Genomic DNA, 22,988 nt, shown 5'->3' with positions numbered 1-22,988 from the left:
CGGCGGGGCCTTGTGCTTCGCCGCTTTTCTCGAGGTGAAACGTATGAAAACCATCAGTATCGATATTGAGACCTACAGCGATGTGAACCTGGCCAAGTGCGGGGTCTATAAATACGCCGAGTCCCCGGATTTTGCAATCCTCCTTTTTGGCTACGCAGTGGATGGGGGCCCAGTGCGGGTCATCGATCTGGCCCAGGGGGAAACCATCCCGGAAGAGATTCTGGAGGCCCTCACCGATGACTCCATCACCAAGTGGGCCTTCAATGCCAATTTCGAACGGGTGTGTCTGTCCCGGTATCTGACGGATTTGGGGAGGAGCCTGGATCCCTTCCATGACCATCATCCGCTTTCTCAGGACTGTGCCCGGTTCCTGAACCCGGCCGGCTGGAAGTGCTCTATGGTCTGGTCCGCCTATATGGGACTGCCCCTTTCCCTGGAAGGAGTGGGGGCCGTGCTGAATCTGGACAATCAGAAGATGAAAGAAGGCCGGGACCTGATCCGTTATTTCTGCGTTCCCTGCAAGGAGACCAAGACCAACGGGGGACGGACCCGGAACTTTCCGAACCATGCTCCAGACAAGTGGAATTTGTTCAAAAGCTACAACAAGCGGGATGTAGAAGTGGAAATGGCCATCCAGGAAAGGCTGCAAAAGTATCCTGTCCCAGACCAGGTGTGGGAGGAATACCACCAGGACCAGGAAATCAACGACCGGGGAATTGCCATTGATCTGGAACTGGCCCGGCAAGCGGTGGCCATGGATGCCAAAAGCCGGGAGAGCCTGATGGCAGCCCTGAAGGAAAAGACCGGCCTGGAGAATCCCAATTCAGTCCTCCAGATGCTGGGATGGCTCGAAGCCCGTGGCCTAAAGTCGGACTCCCTGGGGAAGAAGCAGGTGAAGGAACTATTGAAAACGGCCCAGGAGCCTCTCCGCAGTGTGTTGCAGCTCCGGCAGAAGCTGGCCAAGTCTTCTGTGAAGAAGTACCAGGCCATGGAAATAACCGCCTGTCAGGACGGCAGGGCCCGGGGCATGTTCCAGTTCTATGGGGCGAACCGTACTGGACGGTTTGCGGGGCGGCACATACAATTGCAAAATCTTCCTCAGAACCATCTGCCGGACCTTTCAGAAGCCCGGGAGCTGGTGCGCCAGGGAAACTACGAGGCTCTGGAGCTGCTCTACGATTCTGTGCCGGATGTGCTGTCCCAGCTGATTCGGACCGCCTTTGTGCCCCGTGAGGGGATGAAGTTTGTGGTCTCGGACTTCTCGGCCATTGAGGCAAGGGTCATTTCCTGGATGGCCGGGGAAAAGTGGAAAGCCGCAGCCTTTGCAGCCGGGAAGGACATCTACTGCTCAACGGCCAGCCAGATGTTTGGAGTGCCCGTGGTGAAACACGGGGTGAACGGGGATTTGCGCCAGAAGGGGAAAATCGCGGAACTGGCCTGTATCGCAGAAGGGCAGCTTGTCCTTACGGATCATGGTCTTATCCCCATTGAAAAGGTGACCACGGAAGACCGGGTTTGGGATGGAGAGAACTGGGTCCACCATGACGGGGTTGTCTACAGAGGCGAAAGAGAGGTGCTCACCTATGAAGGACTCACAGCAACTGCCGACCACATGGTCTGGGTGCAAGGGAAAGAGAAGCCAATACAGCTTGGAATCGCCGCCGCCAGCGGCGCACATCTCTTACAAACCGGAAATGGTGGGCGAGCAATACGGCTGGGTAAAAATTATCAGCCCGGAAAAACGCTGGAACGAGAAACAGAACCATTGCTATGTTTTGACCCAGTGCCAGGGCTGCGGATCCATACAATGGACTCTGCGGGATGCTCTTGTAAGCGGAAAAAGCAAGGGGTGTCAGCATTGTTCCCAAGCCAGAAAGATTCCTTTGTGGCTTTACAAGCGGTTGATGGCAGCCAAACAGCGCTGCGAAAATCCCAAAGATGCGAGCTATCGGAATTATGGAGCCAGGGGCATCCGGTTCCAGTTTCCCAGTGTGCTTGCGGCAGGACTTTATCTGCTGGAGCAGTATGGACTTCCAGATCGGGAGTACGAAATCGACAGAATCAACAACGATGGAGATTATGCTCCAGGAAATATCCGAATGGTTCCTTTAAAAGTGAACCGGGGCAACCGAAGAAAAACGGTGTTATCGGAATTCCAGCAAGAGTATTGGCCGTACTGTTATTCGACGGTGATTCGAAAGTTGTCTGGCGGGGAGACAAGGGAACAGATCATAGCAGATGCCAGGGATGCAGTAGCAAAGAAACGGAAAAACTGGTATGTCATCGACGCACGGCTCGACTTTATGACATACGAAATGCCGGACCCCATCACCGTTTTACCGTATCGGACTGCCTAGTGCATAACTGCGGATACGGCGGCTCCGTGGGCGCTTTGAAGGCCATGGGGGCCATGGATATGGGGATCACGGAAGAGGAACTGGGACCTCTGGTCCAGTCCTGGCGGGTTGCCAATCCCCACATCGTGGATTTCTGGTGGCAGGTGGATGGGGCTGTGAAAACCGCCATCAAAAAGAGGATCCCTGTCCAGGTCAACAATCTCCGGTTCCTTTGCAAGAGCGGCATGCTGTTCATCGAACTCCCCAGCGGGCGGAGGCTGTCCTATGTGAAGCCTCGGATCGGGGAGAATAAATTCGGTGGGGAATCCGTGACCTATGAAGGCATCGGAGCCACCAAGAAGTGGGAGCGGCTGGAAAGTTATGGGCCCAAGTTCGTGGAAAATATCGTCCAGGGAACGGCCAGGGATATTCTTTGCTATGCCATGCAGAACCTGCGGCACTGTGCTATTGTAGGCCACGTCCACGATGAACTGATCATCGAGTGCCGCAAGGACGTAAGCGTGGATGCCATCTGCCAGCAGATGGGAAGGACCCCACCCTGGGCGGAAGGTCTGATCCTCCGGGCGGATGGGTATGAATGTGAGTTTTATCAGAAAGATTGAACGAAACCGTCAGAAAACACCTCCTGCCGTGGCTAGTAAGCAGGAGGTGTTTATTCATGAACGATATACAGAAAGCACAGATTCGGGAACTGCGGCTCCAGGGAGTCGGGTATCGGAAAATCGCCAAAGAAACAGGCATGTCGGAGAATACCGTCAAATCCTACTGCCGCAGACACCCTTTATCCCTCAAGGAGCCGGAAACGGAACAAGCCCATCACTGCCTGCAATGCGGTCAGCCTATTGAGCAGAACGACAAACGGAAGGAGAAAAAGTTCTGCTCCGATGCCTGCCGGATGGCCTGGTGGAATAGCCATCGTGACAAGGTGAACCATAGGATTGTACGAAAGCTGGAATGCCCTTGCTGTCATGAGACATTCATTGTCTACGGGAACGGGCAGCGCAAATACTGCTCCCACACTTGCTATGTAAAAGACAGGTTCGGAGGTGGCCAGGATGGACGCTAAGCAGTTGAAGCAGGAGAAGATATACCTGGCCGCCATGCATTTCATCAGGGGAATGCTCCAGAAGGGTTTGATTACAAAAGCTGAATACGGAAAAGCCGAACGGCAGCTCCGGAATAAATATTGTCCTGTAATCGGCCCATTATTAGCAGATATCGACTTGCTATAAATCCGGTTCAGAGTGAGTAATAGTAGCAAAAGGAGTTGATACAATGAAGAAAATCACGCGGGTCAGTCGGCCCATGCCGGCCATCGTGCGGAGAAAAAAAGTGGCAGCCTATGCCCGGGTCTCCGTGGAGTCGGAACGGATGAACCATTCCTTATCGGCTCAGATCAGCTACTATAACGGCCTGATCCAGAAAAACCCGGAATGGGAATTTGCCGGAGTCTACGCAGACGACGGCATCAGTGGAACTACTATCGACAAGCGAAAAGGGTTCAAGCAGATGCTGGCGGACTGTGAAGCAGGAAAGATTGACATTATCCTTACAAAGTCCATCCAGCGCTTTGCCCGGAATACGGTAGACCTCTTAACGACGGTGCGGCATTTGAAAGACCTGGGAATAGAGGTTCAGTTCGAGAAGGAGCATATTCACTCTCTTACCGGTGACGGCGAACTGATGCTTTCCATCCTGGCATCCTTTGCCCAGGAAGAGAGCTGTTCCATCAGCGAAAATGTCAAATGGGCAACCCGGAAGCGGTTTGCAAAAGGGGTTCCCAATGGACGATTCCGAATCTATGGATACCGTTGGCAGGGAGATCAGCTTGTCCCTGAGCCCAAGGAAGCGTCTGTTGTAAAGCTCATTTATGACAACTTCTTAAAAGGCCTGTCCGCTGAGACCACGGAAAAGCAGCTGGAAGAAATGGGAATCAAATCCTTTAATGGGAAACATTTCGGGAATTCGGCCGTCCGGAGAATTTTAGAGAATATTACTTACACCGGTAATCTATTGTTCCAGAAAGCCTATTCGACAGACCCCATCACCGGAAAAACCAAAATCAATCATGGAGAACTCCCACAATATTTTGTGGAAAATACACATGAGGCCATTATCCCCATGGAAACCTATAAAAAGGTACAGGAAGAAAGGGAAAGACGGCGGGAACTGGGGGCTTTGGCAAACTGGTCCATCGATACCTGCTGTTTTACCACCAAAATCAGGTGTGGAATCTGCGGGAAGAGTTTTGTGCATATTCGCAGTAAACGGAAAAATAAGGATTGCTGGACCTGTATTTCCCATAAAGAGAGAGGAAGAACCTGCCGTTCTAAGGGAGCTATCCCACAGAAAGTCCTAGTCAAGGAATGCACAGAAGTCCTGGGGCTTTCCGAATTCGATGAAAATGTCTTCCTGAATCAGGTTGATATAATTGTGGTTCCGGAACATCATGTGATGGTGTTTCATATGAAAAATGGAGAGCAGATTACACGGCAATGGGTTTCTACTGCCCGGAAGGACGCATGGACTAGTGAACGCCGGAAGGAATGGGGAGAAAGACATAAGCTAAAAAGCACAAATCCCAACCGAAAAGCATTCAATGAGTTCACAGGCTTCATCAAATGCGGGTACTGTGGAGAAAATTACAGGAGCCAACAAACTACATATTCTGATGGAAAAAAGGAACGGTACTGGCGGTGTGCTGGTATATGTGGCAATGAAGCCATCAAAGACAGCACTATGAAAAAGCTAACTGCTTCTGTGCTGGGACTGGACACTTTCAATGAGGAAAAAATGGATGAATCCCTTGAAAAAGCAGTTGTCCTGAATAGAGAAATAACATTCCATTTTAAAGATGGCCATACGGAAACCAGGCAATATAGAGAAAGAAAACGGGGAACCCGTCATAGCGAAGCGTATCGGGCTTATATGCATGAAATCATGCAATATGCAAAACGCAAGGACCCAGAGGCTAAAAAAATAATGCTTGCGCTGAAAGAAGAATGGAAGAGAGAGGATAATCGATGGCAAAAACAGTAAGAGCGATTCCGGCAACAATCAGCCGTTATACATCATCTCCGATAAATAGTCGGAAGAAAAGGAAAGTAGCAGGGTACGCACGGGTTTCAACAGACCACGATGATCAGATTACCAGCTATGAAGCCCAGGTGGACTATTACACAAACTACATCAAAGGACGGGACGATTGGGACTTCGTGGGTATGTACACGGACGAAGGCATCTCCGCCACCAACACTCGTCATCGGGATGGGTTCAAACGGATGGTCAAAGATGCCCTGGACGGGAAAATCGACCTGATCATCACAAAGTCGGTCAGTCGGTTTGCTAGAAATACCGTCGATAGCCTTTCCACTATTCGGAAATTAAAAGAACACAAAATAGAGTGCTACTTTGAAAAGGAAAATATCTGGACTTTCGACAGCAAGGGAGAATTGCTCCTGACGATCATGAGTTCCCTGGCCCAGGAAGAAAGCCGGAGTATTTCAGAAAATGTCACCTGGGGTCATCGGAAGCGGTTTGCCGATGGCAAAGTCAGCGTTGCTTACAGCCGTTTCCTGGGATACAAGAAAGGCCCGAACGGTGGGCTAGTAGTTGTACCAGAAGAAGCAACAACGATCAAGCTCATCTACAAGCTATTCCTAGAAGGCTTGGGAACAACAACTATTGCCAAGCAACTAACAAAACGAGGACTTAAAACCCCAGGAGGAAAATCCAAATGGAGTGCACGTACGGTTTACAGTATCCTTCAAAACGAAAAGTACAAGGGAGATGCACTTCTACAAAAAAGCTATACGGTTGATTTTCTGACAAAGAAAACGAAAATCAACGAAGGGGAAGTCCCCCAATACTATGTAGAGCATGACCATGAAGCCATTATTGAACCTCAGACCTTTGAAATGGTGCAAGCGGAACTGAAACGTAGAAATAAAGCACGGAAGTACTTCAGTGGTACTAGCATCTTTTCCACCAAAATCCAGTGTGCTGAATGCGGAGGATGGTTCGGTGCGAAGGTCTGGCACTCCAATGACAAGTACCGCAGGATCATCTACCAGTGTAATAATAAGTTCCGAAACAATACAGGGTGCAGAACGCCGCATCTGACAGAAGAGGAAATCAAGATGTACTTCGTCCGGGCAATGAACAAGATGATTACAGAGAAGGATGAGATCATCCAAACCATCGAGGATGCTAGGCAGGTGATCTGTGACAACGGAGACCTTCTAGCCAAACGAGATGCCATGCAGAAGGAAATCGGCATCCTGGTGGAAATGGCCCAGAATGCTGTGGAACAGAATGCACGGGTGGCGCAGAACCAGGAAGAGTACCAAAAACAGTATGATGACATCATCAGCCGCTATGATGCAATGAAAATTGAGTACGAACAACTGTGTGAGAAGATTGAAAACCGCCAGGATCGGAATGAGCAGCTTGGACGGTTCATTCAGGAACTGAAAGGTCGGGATAGCCTGCTCACCGAATTTGACCAGTCACTCTGGTGTGCTCTGGTCGACAAGATGGTAGTGAAAGACAAAGAGAACGTCACCGTGGTCTTTCAAGACGGGACGGAAATCAAGGCATAAATAGAAACCGCTTTGCAGAAATGCAGAGCGGTTTTTTCTTTGTCCAAAACACCAGGCATGTCAATTTTAACAGCAATTGCAGGGGGCTTCTGGGGTGCACTTCACTTTGCACCCCAGGGTGCATCGTTCAAGAATTTAAGGGAATAATCGTGTAATTGTATCAAATGTTGTAAGGAAACCGAACCAAAGAAAACAAGGTATCTTTCTAAGCTACTTAAATATATTTCTCCATGCTTTTATTGGATTTTTATATGTTCCCCTTTTGCTGCATTATATTGGGAAAAATGAGTATGGATTGTATCAGCTGATAGGCTCCTTAATTGCCTACTTCAGTGTTATGGATTTTGGCCTTACAGCAGCTGTAGTCCGATTTTATGCAAAATACCGGGCACTGAAGGATCAGGAAGGCATGGAGAATATCCTGGCAATTGCCCTGCGGGGTTATGCCGTGGTAGATGCATTGGTATTAGCGGTGGGGGCATTTTGCTATTTTCACCTGGACCAGATTTTTGGCAGAAGCATGGGGCCTGCAGAACTGACGGAAGCCAGCCATATCTTTTTGCTGCTGCTGTTTAATATCGCCATTACCTTATCCACAATGGTGTTTCAGGCGGTTATCAATGCGGAAGAACGTTTCTTGTTTTTAAAAGGTACAGAAACTGTGCAGCTGGTGTTGCAGCCTATTTTGGTGGTGTTGGTACTGCAAAAATATCCCTACGCTTTTTCAGTGGCGGCAGTACAGACACTCATCAATGTGGTCTTGATTTTGGCACGCTTCTACTATTGCTTTGGCAAGCTGCATATTAGAATCAAGTACCATTACTGGAACCATGAGCTGTATGCCGAATTTTCCAAACTGGCTTTAAGTATCTTTTCCGTAGCTATCATTGATCAGGTATTTTGGAAGACCAATCAAGTCATCTTAGGCATTATTAGTGGCACAGCAGCGGTAGCAGTTTATTCTGTGGCTTCGTTAGTATATTTAAACTATATGTCTATTTCTGTTGCTATTTCTGGAGTCTATCTGCCCCATATCAGTGGGGTAGTTGCCCAGGAAAATGGAGATGAGTATCTTTCTGATCTTTTTATTCAAGTGGGCAGGGCACAGTACTATTTACTGGCATTAGTGACCACGGGATTTATTATTTTTGGCCGTCAATTTATAGCCTTTTGGGCGGGGCCAGGGTTTCAGGATGCCTATGCTATTACCCTGCTGATTATTCTTCCATTTACCATTGATTTGATCCAAAATATAGGGCTGGCTATTTTGCAAGCCAAGAACCAATATGATTTTCGTGCGAAGGTATATTCCAGTGTTGGCATCTTAAATATTGTATTGGCAATTCCTTTGGGTATTCGTTTTGGGGGCATTGGCTGCGCTTTTTCTACTGGTTTTTCCATGTTTGTGGGGAATGGTCTCATTATGAACTGGTTTTATAACAAGTACGTTGGAATTGATATACTGGAATTTTGGCGAGAGATTGGCAAGATTACGGTAGTAGTAGCAATTTGCTGTATTGCTGGATATGCTGGAAATTTGTTATTTATGACAAATTCTAAATTTATTTATGGTCTTAAAATAATTCTATATACGATTTTTTACTGCATTATTTTATATAGATATAGTTTCAATATTGCTGAAAAACGGATAATCGCAAAAGTAAAACAACGTATTATCTCAGAAATAAATGATAATGAATAAGAAATGGGAAGAAAAGAGCAAAGCGTATGTATTGCATAAGTGCATATATGTAAATATGCGTAAGATTACAATAATCATTAAATTAAATATATGCTTTGACAAATATGATAGTAAAGTTGGTGCAAAATTTGGCTAGTTTGGTACAAACCGATTTTCCTATTGATATGGTTTATCTTTGGTGTGATGGGTCCGAGCCTGCTTTCCGAAAAAGAAGAACTAAATATCAGGAACATAGTGCTCAGAAAGATAATTTTTTGTCGACAGGCGATGTTCGTTTTTTTGATAATGACGAATTAAAATATTCACTGCGTTCTTTAGAAAAAAACGCACCATGGATTCGACATATTTATATTGTCACAGATAGGCAAATCCCCAACTGGATTAATTTGAAATCACCCAAGATTACAATTATTGATCATTCCGTTGTATTACCTAAAGAACTCATTCCATGTTTTAACTCCTCTGTTATAGAACGTTATATAGCATTTATTCCTGGTTTATCTGAATATTTCTTGTACGGGAATGATGATACATTTTTTGGTGAACCGGTTAAACCAGACTTCTTCTTTAAAGATAGATTATAATGGAACTATGAATTAAGACAACTTCGAAACTATTTCTTAATGTGAATCTCGTGGTATACTGGAGGCGATCAATGAAAAAGGAGATAATCATCATGTCACGCACGCGCCGTCATTTCACGTCGAAATTCAAATCCGATCTCGTCATCGAGCTGCTCAAGGGTGAGAAAGACCTCAACACGCTGGCGGCTGAGAACGAAATCCTGCCGAACCTCTTGCGGAACTGGAAGAACGAGTTTCTCAGCAAGGCAAGCATCATATTCGATGATTCCAGAGAGGACAACCTCAATCAAAAACTCGAGACCGAGCGGAAGGAGAAAGCCTCCTATGCCCGCAAAGTTGGCCAACTCACCATGCAGGTGGATTGGTTGAAAAAAAAATCTGAGGAAATTCTTGGACCGGACTACGAGAAACAGTATTCTCCAAAACCTTTCGAGGAGTGAGTGCAAGGAGCTTTCCCTTCGGAAAGCAGCAAAGCTGCTCGGCGTCAACCGCACAAGCCAATACTACCACCCCAAAGAGAACACTCCATCAGATGAAGAGCTGGAATGAAAGCGCATCAGCGATCGTTTCCACACGGACAATCCTGCCTGGGGCGCAAGGCAGCTGGCATCGCAGCTGCAGCGCCTCGGGCATCAGGCCGGACGACGCAAGACAGCTCGCTATATGCGCGAGATGGGCATCGACGTCATCTATCCGAAGATGAACCTTTCCAAGCGGCAGCAACAAGCGCAGGTGATGCCCTACCTGCTGAAGCATGTGGATATTCAGCAGCCTAACCAGGCATGGTCCATCGACATCACCTACATTCCCCTGGAGCACGGTTTCGTTTATCTGACAGCCATCATCGACTGGTACAGCCGCTGCATTGTTGGCTGGGAGGTGGACGATACCCTGGACACCCGGATGGTCATTGCCGCCGTAAGGAAGGCGCTCCGTATAGCAAAGCCGCAGATTCTCAACTCCGACCAAGGATGCCAGTTCACCAGCAAGGAGTACNGCTGCATTGTTGGCTGGGAGGTGGACGATACCCTGGACACCCGGATGGTCATTGCCGCCGTAAGGAAGGCGCTCCGTCTAGCAAAGCCGCAGATTCTCAACTCCGACCAAGGATGCCAGTTCACCAGCAAGGAGTACAATGCTTTCCTCAAGGAACACAAGATCCGCCAGAGCATGGATGGCAAGAGCCGCTGGGCCGACAACATCAAGATTGAGCGGTGGTTCCGGACATTCAAGTATGAGGAAGCCTATCTCACGCAGTACCGCAACATCCGGGAGGCTCGCAAGGCCATCCGCAACTACATCAACGTGTATAACTTCCAGCGCTGCCACTCAGCCATCGGGAACGTCCCGCCAGCAGAGCGCTACTTCCCGGCACTGCTGCTCAATGCTGCAATGTCTGCTGCCTGATACATTTAGAAATTCATCGATTTTGGTCTTGACAAACGTGCCACTATAGATTAGAGCGGTTCTCTGATGAGGATATCCTGAACATGGCAGATACGCTGAACCAGCGCCCACGTCGTGTTTTGGGCTACCATACGCCGTCAGAGCTATTTGATGCATTCCTCGATGAAGTTTATGCTATTGAGTGTGTTTCTTGATTATAGTTGTTCAAATTCAACTTGCAATTTACCGTAATTTTTCTAGCTGTTGAGGAGATAATTTATTTCCCATCACTGCTTCAAAGAATTGCGGTTCTATTCCATATTTATGGAAGTTTTCTAAAATGGCATTTTTACGTTCAACAGCGACACTTGCATGAATTACATAATGAAAAAATGGTTTATTCATTTTGTCCCCCAATCGAATCAACAATTCTTAAACGTACGCTCATTTCCAATCCGATGCTTCCTAGTAGTTTCTAAAAAGAAGAAGATTCAAAGCAGTACGTTAAACTTCCTTTTAAAATAACCTTTCTTTGACTTCATTTAGTCAATATTTTCAAAGCAATAATTGTAAAGCCGTCTACACCCCTGTTTCTGGCTTTAGTGATGAGAAGTGTCTTTATCGTAATACAATTCCTGTACGTGGCGCCAGATTCGCTTACCTTGAATGTTCAACTTTTCTCCCCAGGAAAGCTGGTCATAATACCCCCCGATGCGCTGTCTGCGCATCTGCTTTTCATAAAGGGGATTCTTTTTAGCCCGGGAAGCAATGGCATCAATCTGGGAATCCTGAGAATGCTGCTTTTGAAGCTGCACCAAGGTTTCTTTAGTACAATAAATTTCTAGCAAATCTAATTTTAGGTATTGGGCCCAGGCATCAATTTCAATCCGGGGCGGTGTTTGAAACCGAAGAATATTTTCTGCTGCCTTGCGATTGATTACATACCCGTGTCCATAAGATCCCGCCAAAGCATGGAGAATAAAAGGCTTGCCGTCTTTTTTTACTGCTATCCGGGTATGGGCCCGAGCCTTATACAGCAGCAGCACCAGGGGTTCCGAATGGGTGTCCAGGAATTGCCGGAGAGCTGGCAGCGCCTGAAAAAAAGCGTCATTCAAATGCACATCATCCTCGAACACAAATACATAGGGTTCCTGGCTGTCCAATAGTTTCTGGTACACGCCCATATGGGACAGGGCGCAGCCCACTTCTCCCAGTCCCATGACCCCTGTATCCACGTTCAGTTCCTTCTGCTGTTCTGCCGTCAGGGCATTACCCATAATGGCATCAAAAAAACATGGTTCCAGACCATGGGAACGAAAGTTAGCCAAAATAGAGGCTCTTCTTTCCTGAGCGTCTTTGGCGCTGATTACATAATGAAAAAGTTTCCCCATAATTTCTCCTCTGCATCTGATTATAGTGGCACGTTTGTCAAGACCAAAATCGATGAATTTCTAAATGTATCAGGCAGCAGACATTGCAGCATTGAGCAGCAGTGCCGGGAAGTAGCGCTCTGCTGGCGGGACGTTCCCGCTGGCTGAGGGGCAGCGCTNTATAGTGGCACGTTTGTCAAGACCAAAATCGATGAATTTCTAAATGTATCAGGCAGCAGACATTGCAGCATTGAGCAGCAGTGCCGGGAAGTAGCGCTCTGCTGGCGGGACGTTCCCGATGGCTGAGTGGCAGCGCTGGAAGTTATACACGTTGATGTAGTTGCGGATGGCCTTGCGAGCCTCCCGGATGTTGCGGTACTGCGTGAGATAGGCTTCCTCATACTTGAATGTCCGGAACCACCGCTCAATCTTGATGTTGTCGGCCCAGCGGCTCTTGCCATCCATGCTCTGGCGGATCTTGTGTTCCTTGAGGAAAGCCTTGTACTCCTTGCTGGTGAACTGGCATCCTTGGTCGGAGTTGAGAATCTGCGGCTTTGCTATACGGAGCGCCTTCCTTACGGCGGCAATGACCATCCGGGTGTCCAGGGTATCGTCCACCTCCCAGCCAACAATGCAGCNGTACTCCTTGCTGGTGAACTGGCATCCTTGGTCGGAGTTGAGAATCTGCGGCTTTGCTATACGGAGCGCCTTCCTTACGGCGGCAATGACCATCCGGGTGTCCAGGGTATCGTCCACCTCCCAGCCAACAATGCAGCGGCTGTACCAGTCGATGATGGCTGTCAGATAAACGAAACCGTGCTCCAGGGGAATGTAGGTGATGTCGATGGACCATGCCTGGTTAGGCTGCTGAATATCCACATGCTTCAGCAGGTAGGGCATCACCTGCGCTTGTTGCTGCCGCTTGGAAAGGTTCATCTTCGGATAGATGACGTCGATGCCCATCTCGCGCATATAGCGAGCTGTCTTGCGTCGTCCGGCCTGATGCCCGAGGCGCTGCAGCTGCGAGGCCAGCTGCCTTGCGCCCCAGGCAGGATTGTCCGTGTGGAAACGATCGATGATGCGCTTGCATTCCAGCTCTTCATCTGATGGAGCGTTCTCTTTGGGGTGGTAGTATTGGCTTGTGCGGTTGACGCCGAGCAGCTTTGCTGCTTTCCGAAGGGAAAGCTCCTTGCACTCACTCCTCGAAAGGTTTTGGAGAATACTGTTTCTCGTAGTCCGGTCCAAGAATTTCCTCAGATTTTTTTTTCAACCAATCCACCTGCATGGTGAGTTGGCCAACTTTGCGGGCATAGGAGGCTTTCTCCTTCCGCTCGGTCTCGAGTTTTTGATTGAGGTTGTCCTCTCTGGAATCATCGAATATGATGCTTGCCTTGCTGAGAAACTCGTTCTTCCAGTTCCGCAAGAGGTTCGGCAGGATTTCGTTCTCAGCCGCCAGCGTGTTGAGGTCTTTCTCACCCTTGAGCAGCTCGATGACGAGATCGGATTTGAATTTCGACGTGAAATGACGGCGCGTGCGTGACATGATGATTATCTCCTTTTTCATTGATCGCCTCCAGTATACCACGAGATTCACATTAAGAAATAGTTTCGAAGTTGTCTTAATTCATAGTTCCATTATATACCAGGGGATTCCTATTGGGGGCTACAATGTGCTAATCCAGGGGCTGCTGAAGGGTATTGAAGTGCGGACCGGGGTGGATTATAACAAGGAGAGGAAGGCTTATGAGGGCGTGGCCAAGACGGTGGTGTACACGGGGCCGGTGGATGCGTATTTTGGGTATCAGCTGGGCCGGTTGGAATACCGGGGGCTGCGGTTTGAGACGGAGCGGCTGGAAGAGGTGAATCACCAGGGGGTGGCGGTGATGAATTACACGGATCGTGAGACGCCGTATACCCGGGTGATTGAGCACAAGCATTTTGAGTTTGGGACGCAGCCGGTGACGTATGTGACCCGGGAGTATCCGGCGGAGTGGCAGCCGGGGGAGGAAGCGTATTATCCGGTAAATGATGAGCGGAATCAGAAATTGTATGAGCGGTACGCGGAGCTGGCGAGGAAGGAGAAGGGGGTTATTTTTGGGGGCCGGCTGGCGGAGTATAAGTATTATGATATGGATGATGTGGTGGAATCGGCTTTACGGGCTAGTGCGGTCTGCGGACAATAATAGCGATGTTTGCGGGGAATCCTCGCAGTGGTTCGCGGCTACCCACTCAGTTACGCCCTTCGGGCTTACTTCGCGGGCCGCTATCACAGGGGTCGTATATTCCATTTCCCCACGGCCGGAGGCCTTGAGAAATGGATACGACTCCCTTAGTCAGCCTGCGGTGACAGCTCTCCCCAGCGGTTCGCGGCTCGCATTAGCCAAGAGTCCTTTGATAAACTGTGGACTCTTGGATGCGACTGCATAGTGGTTCGCTGCTAGCCAGGCGGCGTCGCCCTGCGGGCTTGCCTTCTGGGCAGCTATCACAGGGGTCGTATATTCCACCTTTCTGCGGCTGATGCCTTGAACGGTGGATACGACTCCCAAAGGTGAGAGCTTTGGGCGCCCGTTGGGCTGGCCCTACGGGCCAATTGGATGAAACTTCTATCGTCGCCTGAATCCTGGAAAAACTTCTTCCGTCAGCCTGCCGGCTGCCACCCCCTTAGTGGTTCGCCGTGTTCCAATCAGCAGCGTCCTTGCGGACTTGCTTCTTGGACGGCTATCACATGGGTCACGTGTACCAAACAGCTTCTAGAATACCCGTGACGCTGTTTGGACGTGACCGCAACGCTTGAAGGGGGCTATAAAGGAAAATGCGACACTTCCTACAGTGGTTCGCTGCTAGCCAGTCATTTTCGCCCTACGGGCTCAATTCCTGGGCAGCTATCACATGGGTCACGTATTCCAAATATCTTCTGGACAAATAGTAAAGATATTTGGATGTGACCGCAACGTTTGCAGAAGACTTTCTAGGCCGCTACTGGCCGTGTGCTAAATGGGGGATAGTGCTGAAATGCAGGTAGCGGTCCCAACCCGGCATTGCTGGAGGCAATGCCGACCTTCCCCGCCTTGGGATACTGTTGTGCGGAGAAGGCAGGCGGCCGGGGGCCGCAAACAACTGGATAAACTTCTATCGTCGCCTTACGGCGACACTTCCTTCACTCTTGAAGGAAGCGTTCTAGGCCACTACTGGCCGTGTGCTTAATGGGGGCAGTGCTGAAATGTAGGTAGTTGCCTCATCACGGGTAGTATATAGAATTGGGTGATTGGTTTTCCAGGGACGATATATTTTTCTGTGGTGATTTGGTATACTATAACAAAGGCCAACTTGTGAAGGGTAAGGCTGGGTTCCCGAATGGGAGTAGGCGTGATGCTGAGAATTCCTTTGCCCCTGGGGTTGGCTTATTTTTATATCTGATTTATGGCTCTGTTTTTCCTAAGGGGAAGGCGGGGCTTTTTATTTTTGGGCAAATAAAAAGCTCCTCTGGGGTGCAGGGGAGCTAGTGACCTACGGGCACATAGTGGGTTTTGCTGTGTATTTTGGTTGTGTTATTTTAGCAGGTCTTCAAATAGTTGGTTTACGTCGTGGTAACCTTTTACGGAGGGGTCTTTTGCGATTTTCTTGGCTTCTAACATGGCTTCCAGAGTTTCTTTATTTGGCTGGGGGGTGGTTTGGGGTTTGGTTTTGGTTGGGGGTTGGGATGGGTTCTTGGGCATGGGGTTTGCCTCCTTTGGGGAAATGTATGGGTATAATAATACAAGAATTTGACATGTTTAATTCTTTTAAAATGGGCTCTGCTTAAAATTGGAAAAGGTGTTTTAGCAGGGGTTTGTAGAAATTTTGGCAGTATTTAGTTTTAATATTCTAACAACTTAGCACGATGGTGTCAAGGGTGTTCCTTGGGAGATGGCTTATTTATATGGTTGGTAACATTTTTATGAGGAAATAGTAGGTTTACAATTTTGTAAATTGGTAAAAAGAAATTGAACATTGCTGGGTTTGCGTCTATAATGGAACAAAATGTGTTTTTGGGGGCAGGAAAGGGTGAATGGTGTATGTCTCCTCTTTTTATTGGTTTGTTGGCTATTGTGCTGCTGGTGGTGTTCGGGGGTTTTTGGCGGAATGTACTCCAAGGGCGTTTTTCGTTTTCTACTCGGGAGTGGGGGTTCAAGTCGCTGTCGTTTGCTAGTTTGGGGCTGGGGACGGTGCTGATTTTTTTACAGCTGGCACAGGTGCTGGGGGATTTTCGGCTGCTGCTGCTGGGGGTTGTGTGCTGTGGTATTGGGGCGATTTTCTTTGGGCTGGGGGTAAAGTACCAGGAGGCGTCCGAGGTGGAACGGGAAGCGGGGCCTGAGGTGGAGCGGGAGGTCCGGGGGAATACGCCTTCGTATAAGGAGCTCATTGGGCTGGGGGTGTTTGTGGTGGTGTTGGGGGTGTGGATGGCTATTGCAAGATAGTTGGTGCGGTCGGCGGACTTCCTGGCGGTGTTAGCCGGGAATCCTCGCTCAGTCACCTGCGGTGACAGCTCCCCCAGCGGTTCGCGGCTCGCTGCGCAGCTGCGTCCTACGGACTTGCTTTGCAGGCCGCTATCGCATGGGCCTTATTGACCAAACATCCGCTGGAAAGATTGCGGATGTTTGGATGCGGCCGCATAAAGATAGGAGCCTTTAAGGGTTGGTGCGGTCTGCAGACTGTTGGTGTAACCTGGCCCTTCGGGCATTTTGGATTTGAACTCCATCCGCCGGCAAGTTTGCCGGCACCTTCCTCTTCTCCTGTTCGCATAGCGAACAGGTAAGTGGAAGGCAACGCGGCCGGGAGGCCGCTAAAAACCAGGGATTGGCCAACAAAACGTTACCACCACGTTCCTAAAATAACATCATTTTGAAGATAACATAAGAACGAATAAGTAAAATAAAATATACTATAATTGCGAATTATGCTTGGAGTTCCAATTCTTGGAACTCTCTTCGTCGCCTTCCGGCGCCACTTCCCTCACGCTTGATGGAAGTCAATAAAAATGCACTACCACATTTCTAAAATCACTTATTTCTGATAACAATGTCGGGGTATACAAGTAGAATAAAGTATATTTTTATTGCAAATTTGCTTTAGCAACTGACCTCGCACGCAAGCGGGCGCAGGTGGCATCCGAAGGATGACGGAGAGTGCTCCTACTGCGGCGCTGGCGCCGCAAATGTATGATTAAAAGCTAATAATTGGATGAAGAACTTCTATCGTCGCCTGCGGCGACACTTCCTGAGCGGTTCGCCGTACTCCAGTCAGTTTCGCCCACAGGGCTCACTTCCTGGACGGCTATCGCATGGGTCACGTATTCCAAATATCTTTTGGACAAATTGTAAAGATATTTGGACGTGACCGCAACGTTTGCAGAAGGCTTTCTAGGCTACTACTGGTCGTGTGCGGAATGGGTGATGTGTTGTGAAGTTTGGTTTTGAACCCCATCCTGCAATGCCTGTGACATTGCTTCCTTCCCCTTCTCCTGTTCGCGCAACGCGGCGAACAGGTAAGTGGAAGGCAGGCGGCCAGGGGCCGCAAATACTTGGATAAAAAAATCATAATTGGTTGATATGCTGTGTATTCCGGTTCTAGGGAAGGATCTTCCTAATATAAAAGGGACGGATTTGGCCTTAGGTCTAAATCTTGATGATATCAGGTACCTTTTGCAGATTTTTAGGAACACACACCCCGCTTAATCTGAATTGGGCCGGGCTGGATATTTTCGGTCAAGGATGCGTTGCATTGTGCTTGTCCTTGACGGAAAATATTCAGGCTGGCAGGCTCTGGAAAGCGGGGTGTGTTTCCAAGTTGGGGATAAATGCGGGCTGCGGGGTGTAGTGCTGGCCGGACCTCTGGGCGTCTTGTCTTTTACATCAAAAAAGGCAATCATCTTTTTTACAAGATGGTTGCCTTTTTTCCTTTTTTAGGTTGGTTCTTATTGGTCCAGGGCCAACAGGAGTTGGTTTCTGTTATGAACTTTGTATCTTTGGTACAGGCTGCTGAGTTGTTTTTTGACGGTGATTTCAGCAACATTTAATTCTTCGGCGATTTCTTTATTGGTGCGGCCTTCTTTGACGCGTTGGATGATCAGGAGGTCGCGGGGGTTGAGTTTGTTTTCTTCTACTGTGGGGTCGGTGACGGGGACGAGAGTATAGGATTTCAGGTGTTTGATGAAGGTGTTGTATTTGGTTCTGGGGGCCAGGCGGTCCATGATGGGTTTTAACAGGGTGGTGTGTTCTACGAAGGGGAGGGTCAGGTTATCGGGGATGGCTTCGTCCAGTGCGGTGGCAAGGAGTTCTTCGGCTTTGTCGGCTTGGCCGGTATGTTCCAGGGCGGCGGATCGGGTGATGGCGTTGTAGCAGCGGCAAAGCTGGGAGGATTCTCTTTGGGGCAGGGTATCGCGGTGCTGGGTGGTGAGTAGGAGGAGGTTGTATTTGCGCAGGGCCAGCTGGATTCTATGCCGGACGGACTGGCGGAAGCTCTGGAGGGAGGGGTATTCGGGGAGGTTGTTCAAGCGTTCCAGGGCTTTGCTCATATGGGCTCCGGGTTGTTCTAACATGCCGGAGATGAAGATGGAGGAGAGTTCCAGGTCGGTGCGGGTCAGGGGGTCGGTGACTTTTTCCTGGAGTCTGTGGAAGTAGGCTTTCCAGCGGCGGAATTTTACGGGTTCGTTTTTGAGGAGGACGATTCTGGGGTACAGGTACAGGGCCAGGAGGGCGTGCTGCTGCTGGTCCAGGGTCTGGAAGGGGACTTCGAAAAAGCTGAGGAGGAGTTCTTCGGCGATTTCTAAATTGCCCTGGAGGTAGGCTTTTTCGGCATCGGCGGTGGCTTGCCACAGGGGGCCGCTGCAGCCTTCGATGCATTGGCCGCAGATGGCGTAGATTTCTTTTAGCTGGTCTACGTTTTTCTCCAGTTGGCCTTGGTTCCGGTAGTACAGGGACAGGGGTCCGGTGATGCCGCGGTGGATGCCTTGGAAGTAATCCCGGCTCAAGTGGACGCCTTTTTCCAGGCACCAGTGGTGGACCCGGCGGAGGGCGGGGAGCATGGCGTCCAGGTCGGGGACACTGTCCAGGGCCTGGAGGAAGAGGATTTGGGCGGTGTCTTCATCGGTGGGTTCCCAATCTGCGGGGAGCTGGGACAGGAAGATATCGCGTTCTTCTCGGGCGGACTGGGGGGAGGCCAATAGGTTCAGGGCCAGGAGCAGGAGGGTGCAGCTGGAGAACCGGCGGACTTTTTCCAGGGGGGTGGACTCGTGGAGCAGTTGAATCAGGCTGGAGGGCTGGAGGCCGTTTAGCAGGGTGAGGCCGCCTTCGTGGATCAGGCGCAGGGCCAGGGGGAAGGCGCGGCCTTCCAGGGCTAGCTGGAGGGCTTCGGGGAGTTTCTTTTGGTGGCGCTGCCAGCGGGCGGCGCGGATATAGGCTTTCTTTTGCCAGTTCCAGGTTTCGATGTGGAATTTGCCCTGGAGGTATTCCCGGAATACGGGGTGGATGGTGTAGGCGCCTTCGGCGGGTTCATACACCAGGAAGGGGTTCCGTTCCCATTGTTCTTCCAGGTGGCGCAGGGCGGGGGCGTGGGCGCACAGGTATTCGGCGTGGCCTTTGGAAAACTGGGGGAACAGGGAGAGGCCCAGGCATACGCGTTTTTCTTCTTCGGGCAGGGGGAGGTAGAATTGGTCGATGAATTGGTAGAGGACGGCTTTGTCCCGGTTGGTGAACAGGGCCAGGTCGGCGGTTTTGAGTCTGCGGAAGTTGCGGATGCCTTTGCCGATGGCAAAGAGTTCGGTGTCTTTCAGGGCTTCGTAGGCCATGGAGTGGTTCAGGTAGGCGATTTCCCACTGGCCTTCTAGGTTTTTGCGGAAGCAGAAGGCGCAGCGCTGGTAGCCCTGGAGGTACATTTTGTAGGTGGGGAGGGTTTCTTCCAGGGAACAGAGCTGGACTAGCCAGAGGTTTTCGCAAAGTTGGTGGACCAGGGTTTCTTCTTCGCTGATGGCGCAGGGGACCAGCTGGTCTTTGCCTTTGCGGAAGATTTCGGTGACGGCGTCCCGGCCTTGGGCCAGCATTTCCCGGCCGGCGCCCATCCAGATGATGTCGGGGGCCAGGTGGGCCAAGAGGGGTTCTATGTCAGCGTTTTCAATATAGGAATGAAGGATTTTCTGCCCCAGGTGGAGCAGGTCTTCTTCAAGTGGTGTCATGGCAGGTTCCTTCTTTCGGGGTCAAGGTGGGCTGGCGGGGCCAGCGGGGTATATACGATGGTATAGGGGAGGGGTAGGGTTAGTATATACTACTGTCTTATATATACTATAGGATAAGAATGTGTAATTGTCTATAGAGATATGGGAAGAAATATAAGAAAGAAGTAGAATTGTTGGACGCAATTTAAAGGGACGTGCGGTCAGCGGACTTTGCAGGCAATGTTTTCCGGGTATCCACTCTCAGTCACCTTCGGTGACAGCTCTCCCCTAAAGGCGAGAGCTATGGGCGCCCGTTGGGCTGGCCCTACGGGCCAATTGGATTGAACTTCATCCGTCATCCACGTTGTGGATGACACCTTCTACACGTTTGCAGAAGGCTTACTAGGCCACCACTGGTCGTGTGCTGAATAGGGGATAGTGTGGAAATGCAGGTAGTGGCCCTCCGGGCAGATGGGATATTGGTGCGGTCGGCAAACTTCCTGGCGATGTTTTCCGGGAATCCTCTCTCCTCGTATGATATGTATGTGAGTTATTAAAAACAGCTCACATACATATTTTTTGTGCGTATAGCGGTAAGAACCATTCGGAGAATTTTCCTCTTCCGGTTTCCCGTCTATACAATCTGAAGCTCTGTAACAAAAGGTTTTCCCATGGTACGATATCAGTAGAGTCTGATGTCCGGAGGCACTGCTATCTCCCCTTGCAGCCAGTTCGTCTGTGTCTGCTCCCTTTAGCATGCGGCCCAGCTCATGAAGCATTACTCCGCTAACACAGAAGTTGCATCTCCTGCCTTAGCACCAGCAAAAAGGCTGACAGGATGAATGCTAATTGCGCGAGGTTGCGGTTACTTCATGATGCCTCGTATGATATGTATGTGAGTTATTAAAAACAGCTCACATACATATTTTTTGTGCGTATAGCGGTAAGAACCATTCGGAGAATTTTCCTCTTCCGGTTTCCCGTCTATACAATCTGAAGCTCTGTAACAAAAGGTNCCTCGTATGATATGTATGTGAGTTATTAAAAACAGCTCACATACATATTTTTTGTGCGTATAGCGGTAAGAACCATTCGGAGAATTTTCCTCTTCCGGTTTCCCGTCTATACAATCTGAAGCTCTGTAACAAAAGGTTTTCCCATGGTACGATATCAGTAGAGTCTGATGTCCGGAGGCACTGCTATCTCCCCTTGCAGCCAGTTCGTCTGTGTCTGCTCCCTTTAGCATGCGGCCCAGCTCATGAAGCATTACTCCGCTAACACAGAAGTTGCATCTCCTGCCTTAGCACCAGCAAAAAGGCTGACAGGATGAATGCTAATTGCGCGAGGTTGCGGTTACTTCATGATGCCTGGGATAAACCTTTTGCTCAGGCTTCACAAATCTGATCTGGGAAGGAGGATGATATCATGATTAAGATCAACACTTTGTCAACTTTATACGTCGGTATTGATGTAAGTTCAAAATCCAATGTTGTCTATGCCATGGACTTTGAACAGAATAAGCTTCTTTCTGATTCTTTCCCTAATAATCAGCCTGGCGCTGAAAAATTGGCGAATGCTATCTGTAAATGTATGCTTTCTCATCGAAATCTAAATACTATCGTTTTCGCATTAGAATCCACCTCCATGTACAGTATTCATATTGCCAATTTCCTGTCAGCCAGCGAAATTCTCATGCCTTTTCATCCGTATGTTTATTGTCTCAATCCAAAAATCACAGCGAATTACCGAAAAACTTTTATTGGCCTTTCCAAAACTGATTCAACGGACGCATATATCATTTCTGATTTAGCTCGGGTTGGCAAAATCAAGAGTTCTCCCTGGAGAGGCAGTCAGTTTCTTGCACTCAAGCGTCTGACACGGCACCGACTGCACCTCGCTGAATGCATCACAAGAGAAAAGACCTACATGATTTCCAGTCTGTTTCTTAAATTTAGTGAACTGGAGATTTTGGATCAGGAATCACAGCCCTTTAGTAACATTTTTGGGACCACTTCAGCTGCCGTTTTGACAGAATTCTTTTCTGTACAGGATATTGTGGATGCCAGCGAAGAAGAGCTCCTACAATTTCTGGCAAAAAAAAGCCGGAATCGCATTACAAACTTAGCTGAAACCTCTAAATTGCTAAAAAAGGCCGCCCAGGATTCCTATCGTCTTGATAAGCGTGCAGCTGAACCCCTGACAATCGCTCTGGCCAGTTCGTTCAACTGTATTGAGTCTTACAAGAAGGAAATTAAGGCAATTGATCATGCTATAGAAAAGACGGTCAAGGGCGTTAATCCTAACGCCTACATGATTCTACGGTCCATTCCTGGTATTGGACCAGTCTTGGCTGCTGGCATTCTCGCTGAGATTGGTGATATTTCCGCTTTTCGCTCAGCTGATTCGCTAGCTAAATACGTTGGACTTACTTGGCGCAAGAGCGATTCAGGCGACTTCGTGGCCGAGGAAACACCCGTTTTCAGAACGGGTAACACATATCTCCGTAATTATATTGGAGAGGCTGCAAACAGTGTCCGAAGATACATCCCTGAATACGCAGAGTATTACGCCAAGAAATATGCTGAAGTGCCAAAGCATCAGCATAAAAGAGCACTCGCGCTTGCATCTCGTAAATTAGTACGACTCGTTTTTGGTTTGCTGGTCAAAAACCAACTGTACGCCGGCGGAAAGTTGAACGCCGAACAGAATAACGATTTCAAATAGCACCCGTTTTTTTTTGAAGCAACATCGGGTGCAGGTGAAGTGCGCCCTTTTTTTGATTAATACATAGAATATCTTA

The 22,988-nt window shown here is 49.1% G+C and carries 15 protein-coding genes and 5 pseudogenes; 14 read left to right on the top strand and 6 right to left on the bottom strand.

Annotated features, from left to right (window positions below):
- Window positions 1–43 precede the first annotated feature (43 nt).
- The 11 genes and pseudogenes from C7E10_RS02745 to C7E10_RS12495 form a co-directional block, all read left to right on the top strand.
- Entirely contained in the window at window positions 44–2,959 is a 2,916-nt protein-coding gene (locus C7E10_RS02745; protein ID WP_105325844.1) for a DNA polymerase, read from the top strand.
- A gap of 56 nt (window positions 2,960–3,015) precedes the next feature.
- Window positions 3,016–3,423 carry a DUF2116 family Zn-ribbon domain-containing protein gene (locus tag C7E10_RS02740; protein WP_105325843.1) on the top strand — a complete coding sequence of 136 codons (408 nt, stop codon included), beginning with the start codon at window positions 3,016–3,018 and terminating at the stop codon, window positions 3,421–3,423.
- Window positions 3,413–3,589 carry an SHOCT domain-containing protein gene (locus C7E10_RS12000; RefSeq protein WP_160101789.1) on the top strand — a complete coding sequence of 59 codons (177 nt, stop codon included), beginning with the start codon at window positions 3,413–3,415 and terminating at the stop codon, window positions 3,587–3,589. The genes C7E10_RS02740 and C7E10_RS12000 overlap by 11 nt, the downstream gene beginning before the upstream one ends.
- A gap of 43 nt (window positions 3,590–3,632) precedes the next feature.
- Window positions 3,633–5,396: a recombinase family protein gene (locus C7E10_RS02735; protein ID WP_105325842.1), complete on the top strand. Its 1,764-nt coding sequence runs from the start codon at window positions 3,633–3,635 to the stop codon at window positions 5,394–5,396.
- Complete coding sequence (locus C7E10_RS02730) at window positions 5,381–6,958, top strand: recombinase family protein (RefSeq protein WP_105325841.1); 1,578 nt, start codon at window positions 5,381–5,383, stop codon at window positions 6,956–6,958. The genes C7E10_RS02735 and C7E10_RS02730 overlap by 16 nt, the downstream gene beginning before the upstream one ends.
- Window positions 6,959–7,112: 154 nt before the next feature.
- Entirely contained in the window at window positions 7,113–8,660 is a 1,548-nt protein-coding gene (locus tag C7E10_RS02725; protein WP_105325840.1) for an oligosaccharide flippase family protein, read from the top strand.
- A gap of 128 nt (window positions 8,661–8,788) precedes the next feature.
- On the top strand, window positions 8,789–9,244 hold the full coding sequence (locus C7E10_RS02720; RefSeq protein ID WP_160101786.1) for a stealth family protein: 456 nt from the start codon (window positions 8,789–8,791) through the stop codon (window positions 9,242–9,244).
- 71 nt (window positions 9,245–9,315) lie between these two features.
- On the top strand, window positions 9,316–9,684 hold the full coding sequence (locus C7E10_RS12155) for a transposase (protein WP_105325519.1): 369 nt from the start codon (window positions 9,316–9,318) through the stop codon (window positions 9,682–9,684).
- Between the two features lie 115 nt (window positions 9,685–9,799).
- Window positions 9,800–10,180: pseudogene (locus C7E10_RS12505) on the top strand (transposase); the annotation flags it as partial.
- Between the two features lie 63 nt (window positions 10,181–10,243).
- Window positions 10,244–10,651 (top strand): annotated as a pseudogene (locus C7E10_RS12500) (transposase); the annotation flags it as partial.
- Window positions 10,652–10,713: 62 nt separating this feature from the next.
- Window positions 10,714–10,845, top strand: a pseudogene (locus C7E10_RS12495) (IS30 family transposase); the annotation flags it as partial.
- A 28-nt stretch (window positions 10,846–10,873) separates the two neighbouring features.
- Here the strand turns inward: C7E10_RS12495 and C7E10_RS11995 are convergent.
- The 4 genes from C7E10_RS11995 to C7E10_RS12140 all read right to left on the bottom strand — a co-directional run bounded on the left by C7E10_RS11995 (window position 10,874) and on the right by C7E10_RS12140 (window position 13,543).
- The gene (locus C7E10_RS11995) at window positions 10,874–11,035 is read right to left on the bottom strand and encodes a hypothetical protein (RefSeq protein ID WP_160101765.1); all 162 of its coding nucleotides are present in this window, start codon (window positions 11,033–11,035) and stop codon (window positions 10,874–10,876) included.
- Window positions 11,036–11,229: 194 nt separating this feature from the next.
- Window positions 11,230–12,021: a glycosyltransferase family 25 protein gene (locus C7E10_RS02700; protein WP_105325544.1), complete on the bottom strand. Its 792-nt coding sequence runs from the start codon at window positions 12,019–12,021 to the stop codon at window positions 11,230–11,232.
- A 207-nt stretch (window positions 12,022–12,228) separates the two neighbouring features.
- Window positions 12,229–13,245 carry an IS3 family transposase gene (locus tag C7E10_RS12145; RefSeq protein ID WP_200820185.1) on the bottom strand — a complete coding sequence of 339 codons (1,017 nt, stop codon included), beginning with the start codon at window positions 13,243–13,245 and terminating at the stop codon, window positions 12,229–12,231.
- Window positions 13,196–13,543: a transposase gene (locus C7E10_RS12140; protein WP_420837394.1), complete on the bottom strand. Its 348-nt coding sequence runs from the start codon at window positions 13,541–13,543 to the stop codon at window positions 13,196–13,198. The genes C7E10_RS12145 and C7E10_RS12140 overlap by 50 nt, the downstream gene beginning before the upstream one ends.
- Window positions 13,544–13,553: 10 nt before the next feature.
- Here C7E10_RS12140 and C7E10_RS02685 point away from each other — a divergent pair.
- Window positions 13,554–14,183: pseudogene (locus tag C7E10_RS02685) on the top strand (UDP-galactopyranose mutase); the annotation flags it as partial.
- A gap of 1,365 nt (window positions 14,184–15,548) precedes the next feature.
- Here the strand turns inward: C7E10_RS02685 and C7E10_RS02680 are convergent.
- Window positions 15,549–15,662, bottom strand: a pseudogene (locus tag C7E10_RS02680) (type II toxin-antitoxin system RelB/DinJ family antitoxin); the annotation flags it as partial.
- 543 nt (window positions 15,663–16,205) lie between these two features.
- Between C7E10_RS02680 and C7E10_RS11940 the strand changes: the two are divergent.
- The gene (locus C7E10_RS11940) at window positions 16,206–16,457 is read left to right on the top strand and encodes a hypothetical protein (protein ID WP_146109038.1); all 252 of its coding nucleotides are present in this window, start codon (window positions 16,206–16,208) and stop codon (window positions 16,455–16,457) included.
- A 1,496-nt stretch (window positions 16,458–17,953) separates the two neighbouring features.
- Here C7E10_RS11940 and C7E10_RS02670 read toward each other — a convergent pair.
- Complete coding sequence (locus C7E10_RS02670) at window positions 17,954–20,209, bottom strand: LuxR C-terminal-related transcriptional regulator (protein WP_105325837.1); 2,256 nt, start codon at window positions 20,207–20,209, stop codon at window positions 17,954–17,956.
- A gap of 1,404 nt (window positions 20,210–21,613) precedes the next feature.
- Between C7E10_RS02670 and C7E10_RS02665 the strand changes: the two genes are divergently transcribed.
- Window positions 21,614–22,912 carry an IS110 family RNA-guided transposase gene (locus C7E10_RS02665; protein WP_105325836.1) on the top strand — a complete coding sequence of 433 codons (1,299 nt, stop codon included), beginning with the start codon at window positions 21,614–21,616 and terminating at the stop codon, window positions 22,910–22,912.
- Window positions 22,913–22,988 lie beyond the last annotated feature (76 nt).

Source organism: Acidaminococcus hominis (genome assembly GCF_900291475.1).
Taxonomy (GTDB): Bacteria; Bacillota; Negativicutes; order Acidaminococcales; family Acidaminococcaceae; genus Acidaminococcus; species Acidaminococcus hominis.
The sequence above is the reverse complement of the archived record's forward strand: the minus strand, read 5'-3'. Positions and strand labels throughout refer to the sequence as shown.

Coding starts and splice junctions, on each gene's coding strand:
- C7E10_RS02745 (WP_105325844.1), top strand. CDS start 44: ATGAAAACCATCAGTATCGATATTGAGACCTACAGCGATGTGAACCTG.
- C7E10_RS02670 (WP_105325837.1), bottom strand. CDS start 20,209: ATGACACCACTTGAAGAAGACCTGCTCCACCTGGGGCAGAAAATCCTT.
- C7E10_RS02735 (WP_105325842.1), top strand. CDS start 3,633: ATGAAGAAAATCACGCGGGTCAGTCGGCCCATGCCGGCCATCGTGCGG.
- C7E10_RS02730 (WP_105325841.1), top strand. CDS start 5,381: ATGGCAAAAACAGTAAGAGCGATTCCGGCAACAATCAGCCGTTATACA.
- C7E10_RS12000 (WP_160101789.1), top strand. CDS start 3,413: ATGGACGCTAAGCAGTTGAAGCAGGAGAAGATATACCTGGCCGCCATG.
- C7E10_RS02740 (WP_105325843.1), top strand. CDS start 3,016: ATGAACGATATACAGAAAGCACAGATTCGGGAACTGCGGCTCCAGGGA.
- C7E10_RS02700 (WP_105325544.1), bottom strand. CDS start 12,021: ATGGGGAAACTTTTTCATTATGTAATCAGCGCCAAAGACGCTCAGGAA.
- C7E10_RS02665 (WP_105325836.1), top strand. CDS start 21,614: ATGATTAAGATCAACACTTTGTCAACTTTATACGTCGGTATTGATGTA.
- C7E10_RS12155 (WP_105325519.1), top strand. CDS start 9,316: ATGAAAAAGGAGATAATCATCATGTCACGCACGCGCCGTCATTTCACG.
- C7E10_RS12140 (WP_420837394.1), bottom strand. CDS start 13,543: ATGTCACGCACGCGCCGTCATTTCACGTCGAAATTCAAATCCGATCTC.
- C7E10_RS11995 (WP_160101765.1), bottom strand. CDS start 11,035: ATGAATAAACCATTTTTTCATTATGTAATTCATGCAAGTGTCGCTGTT.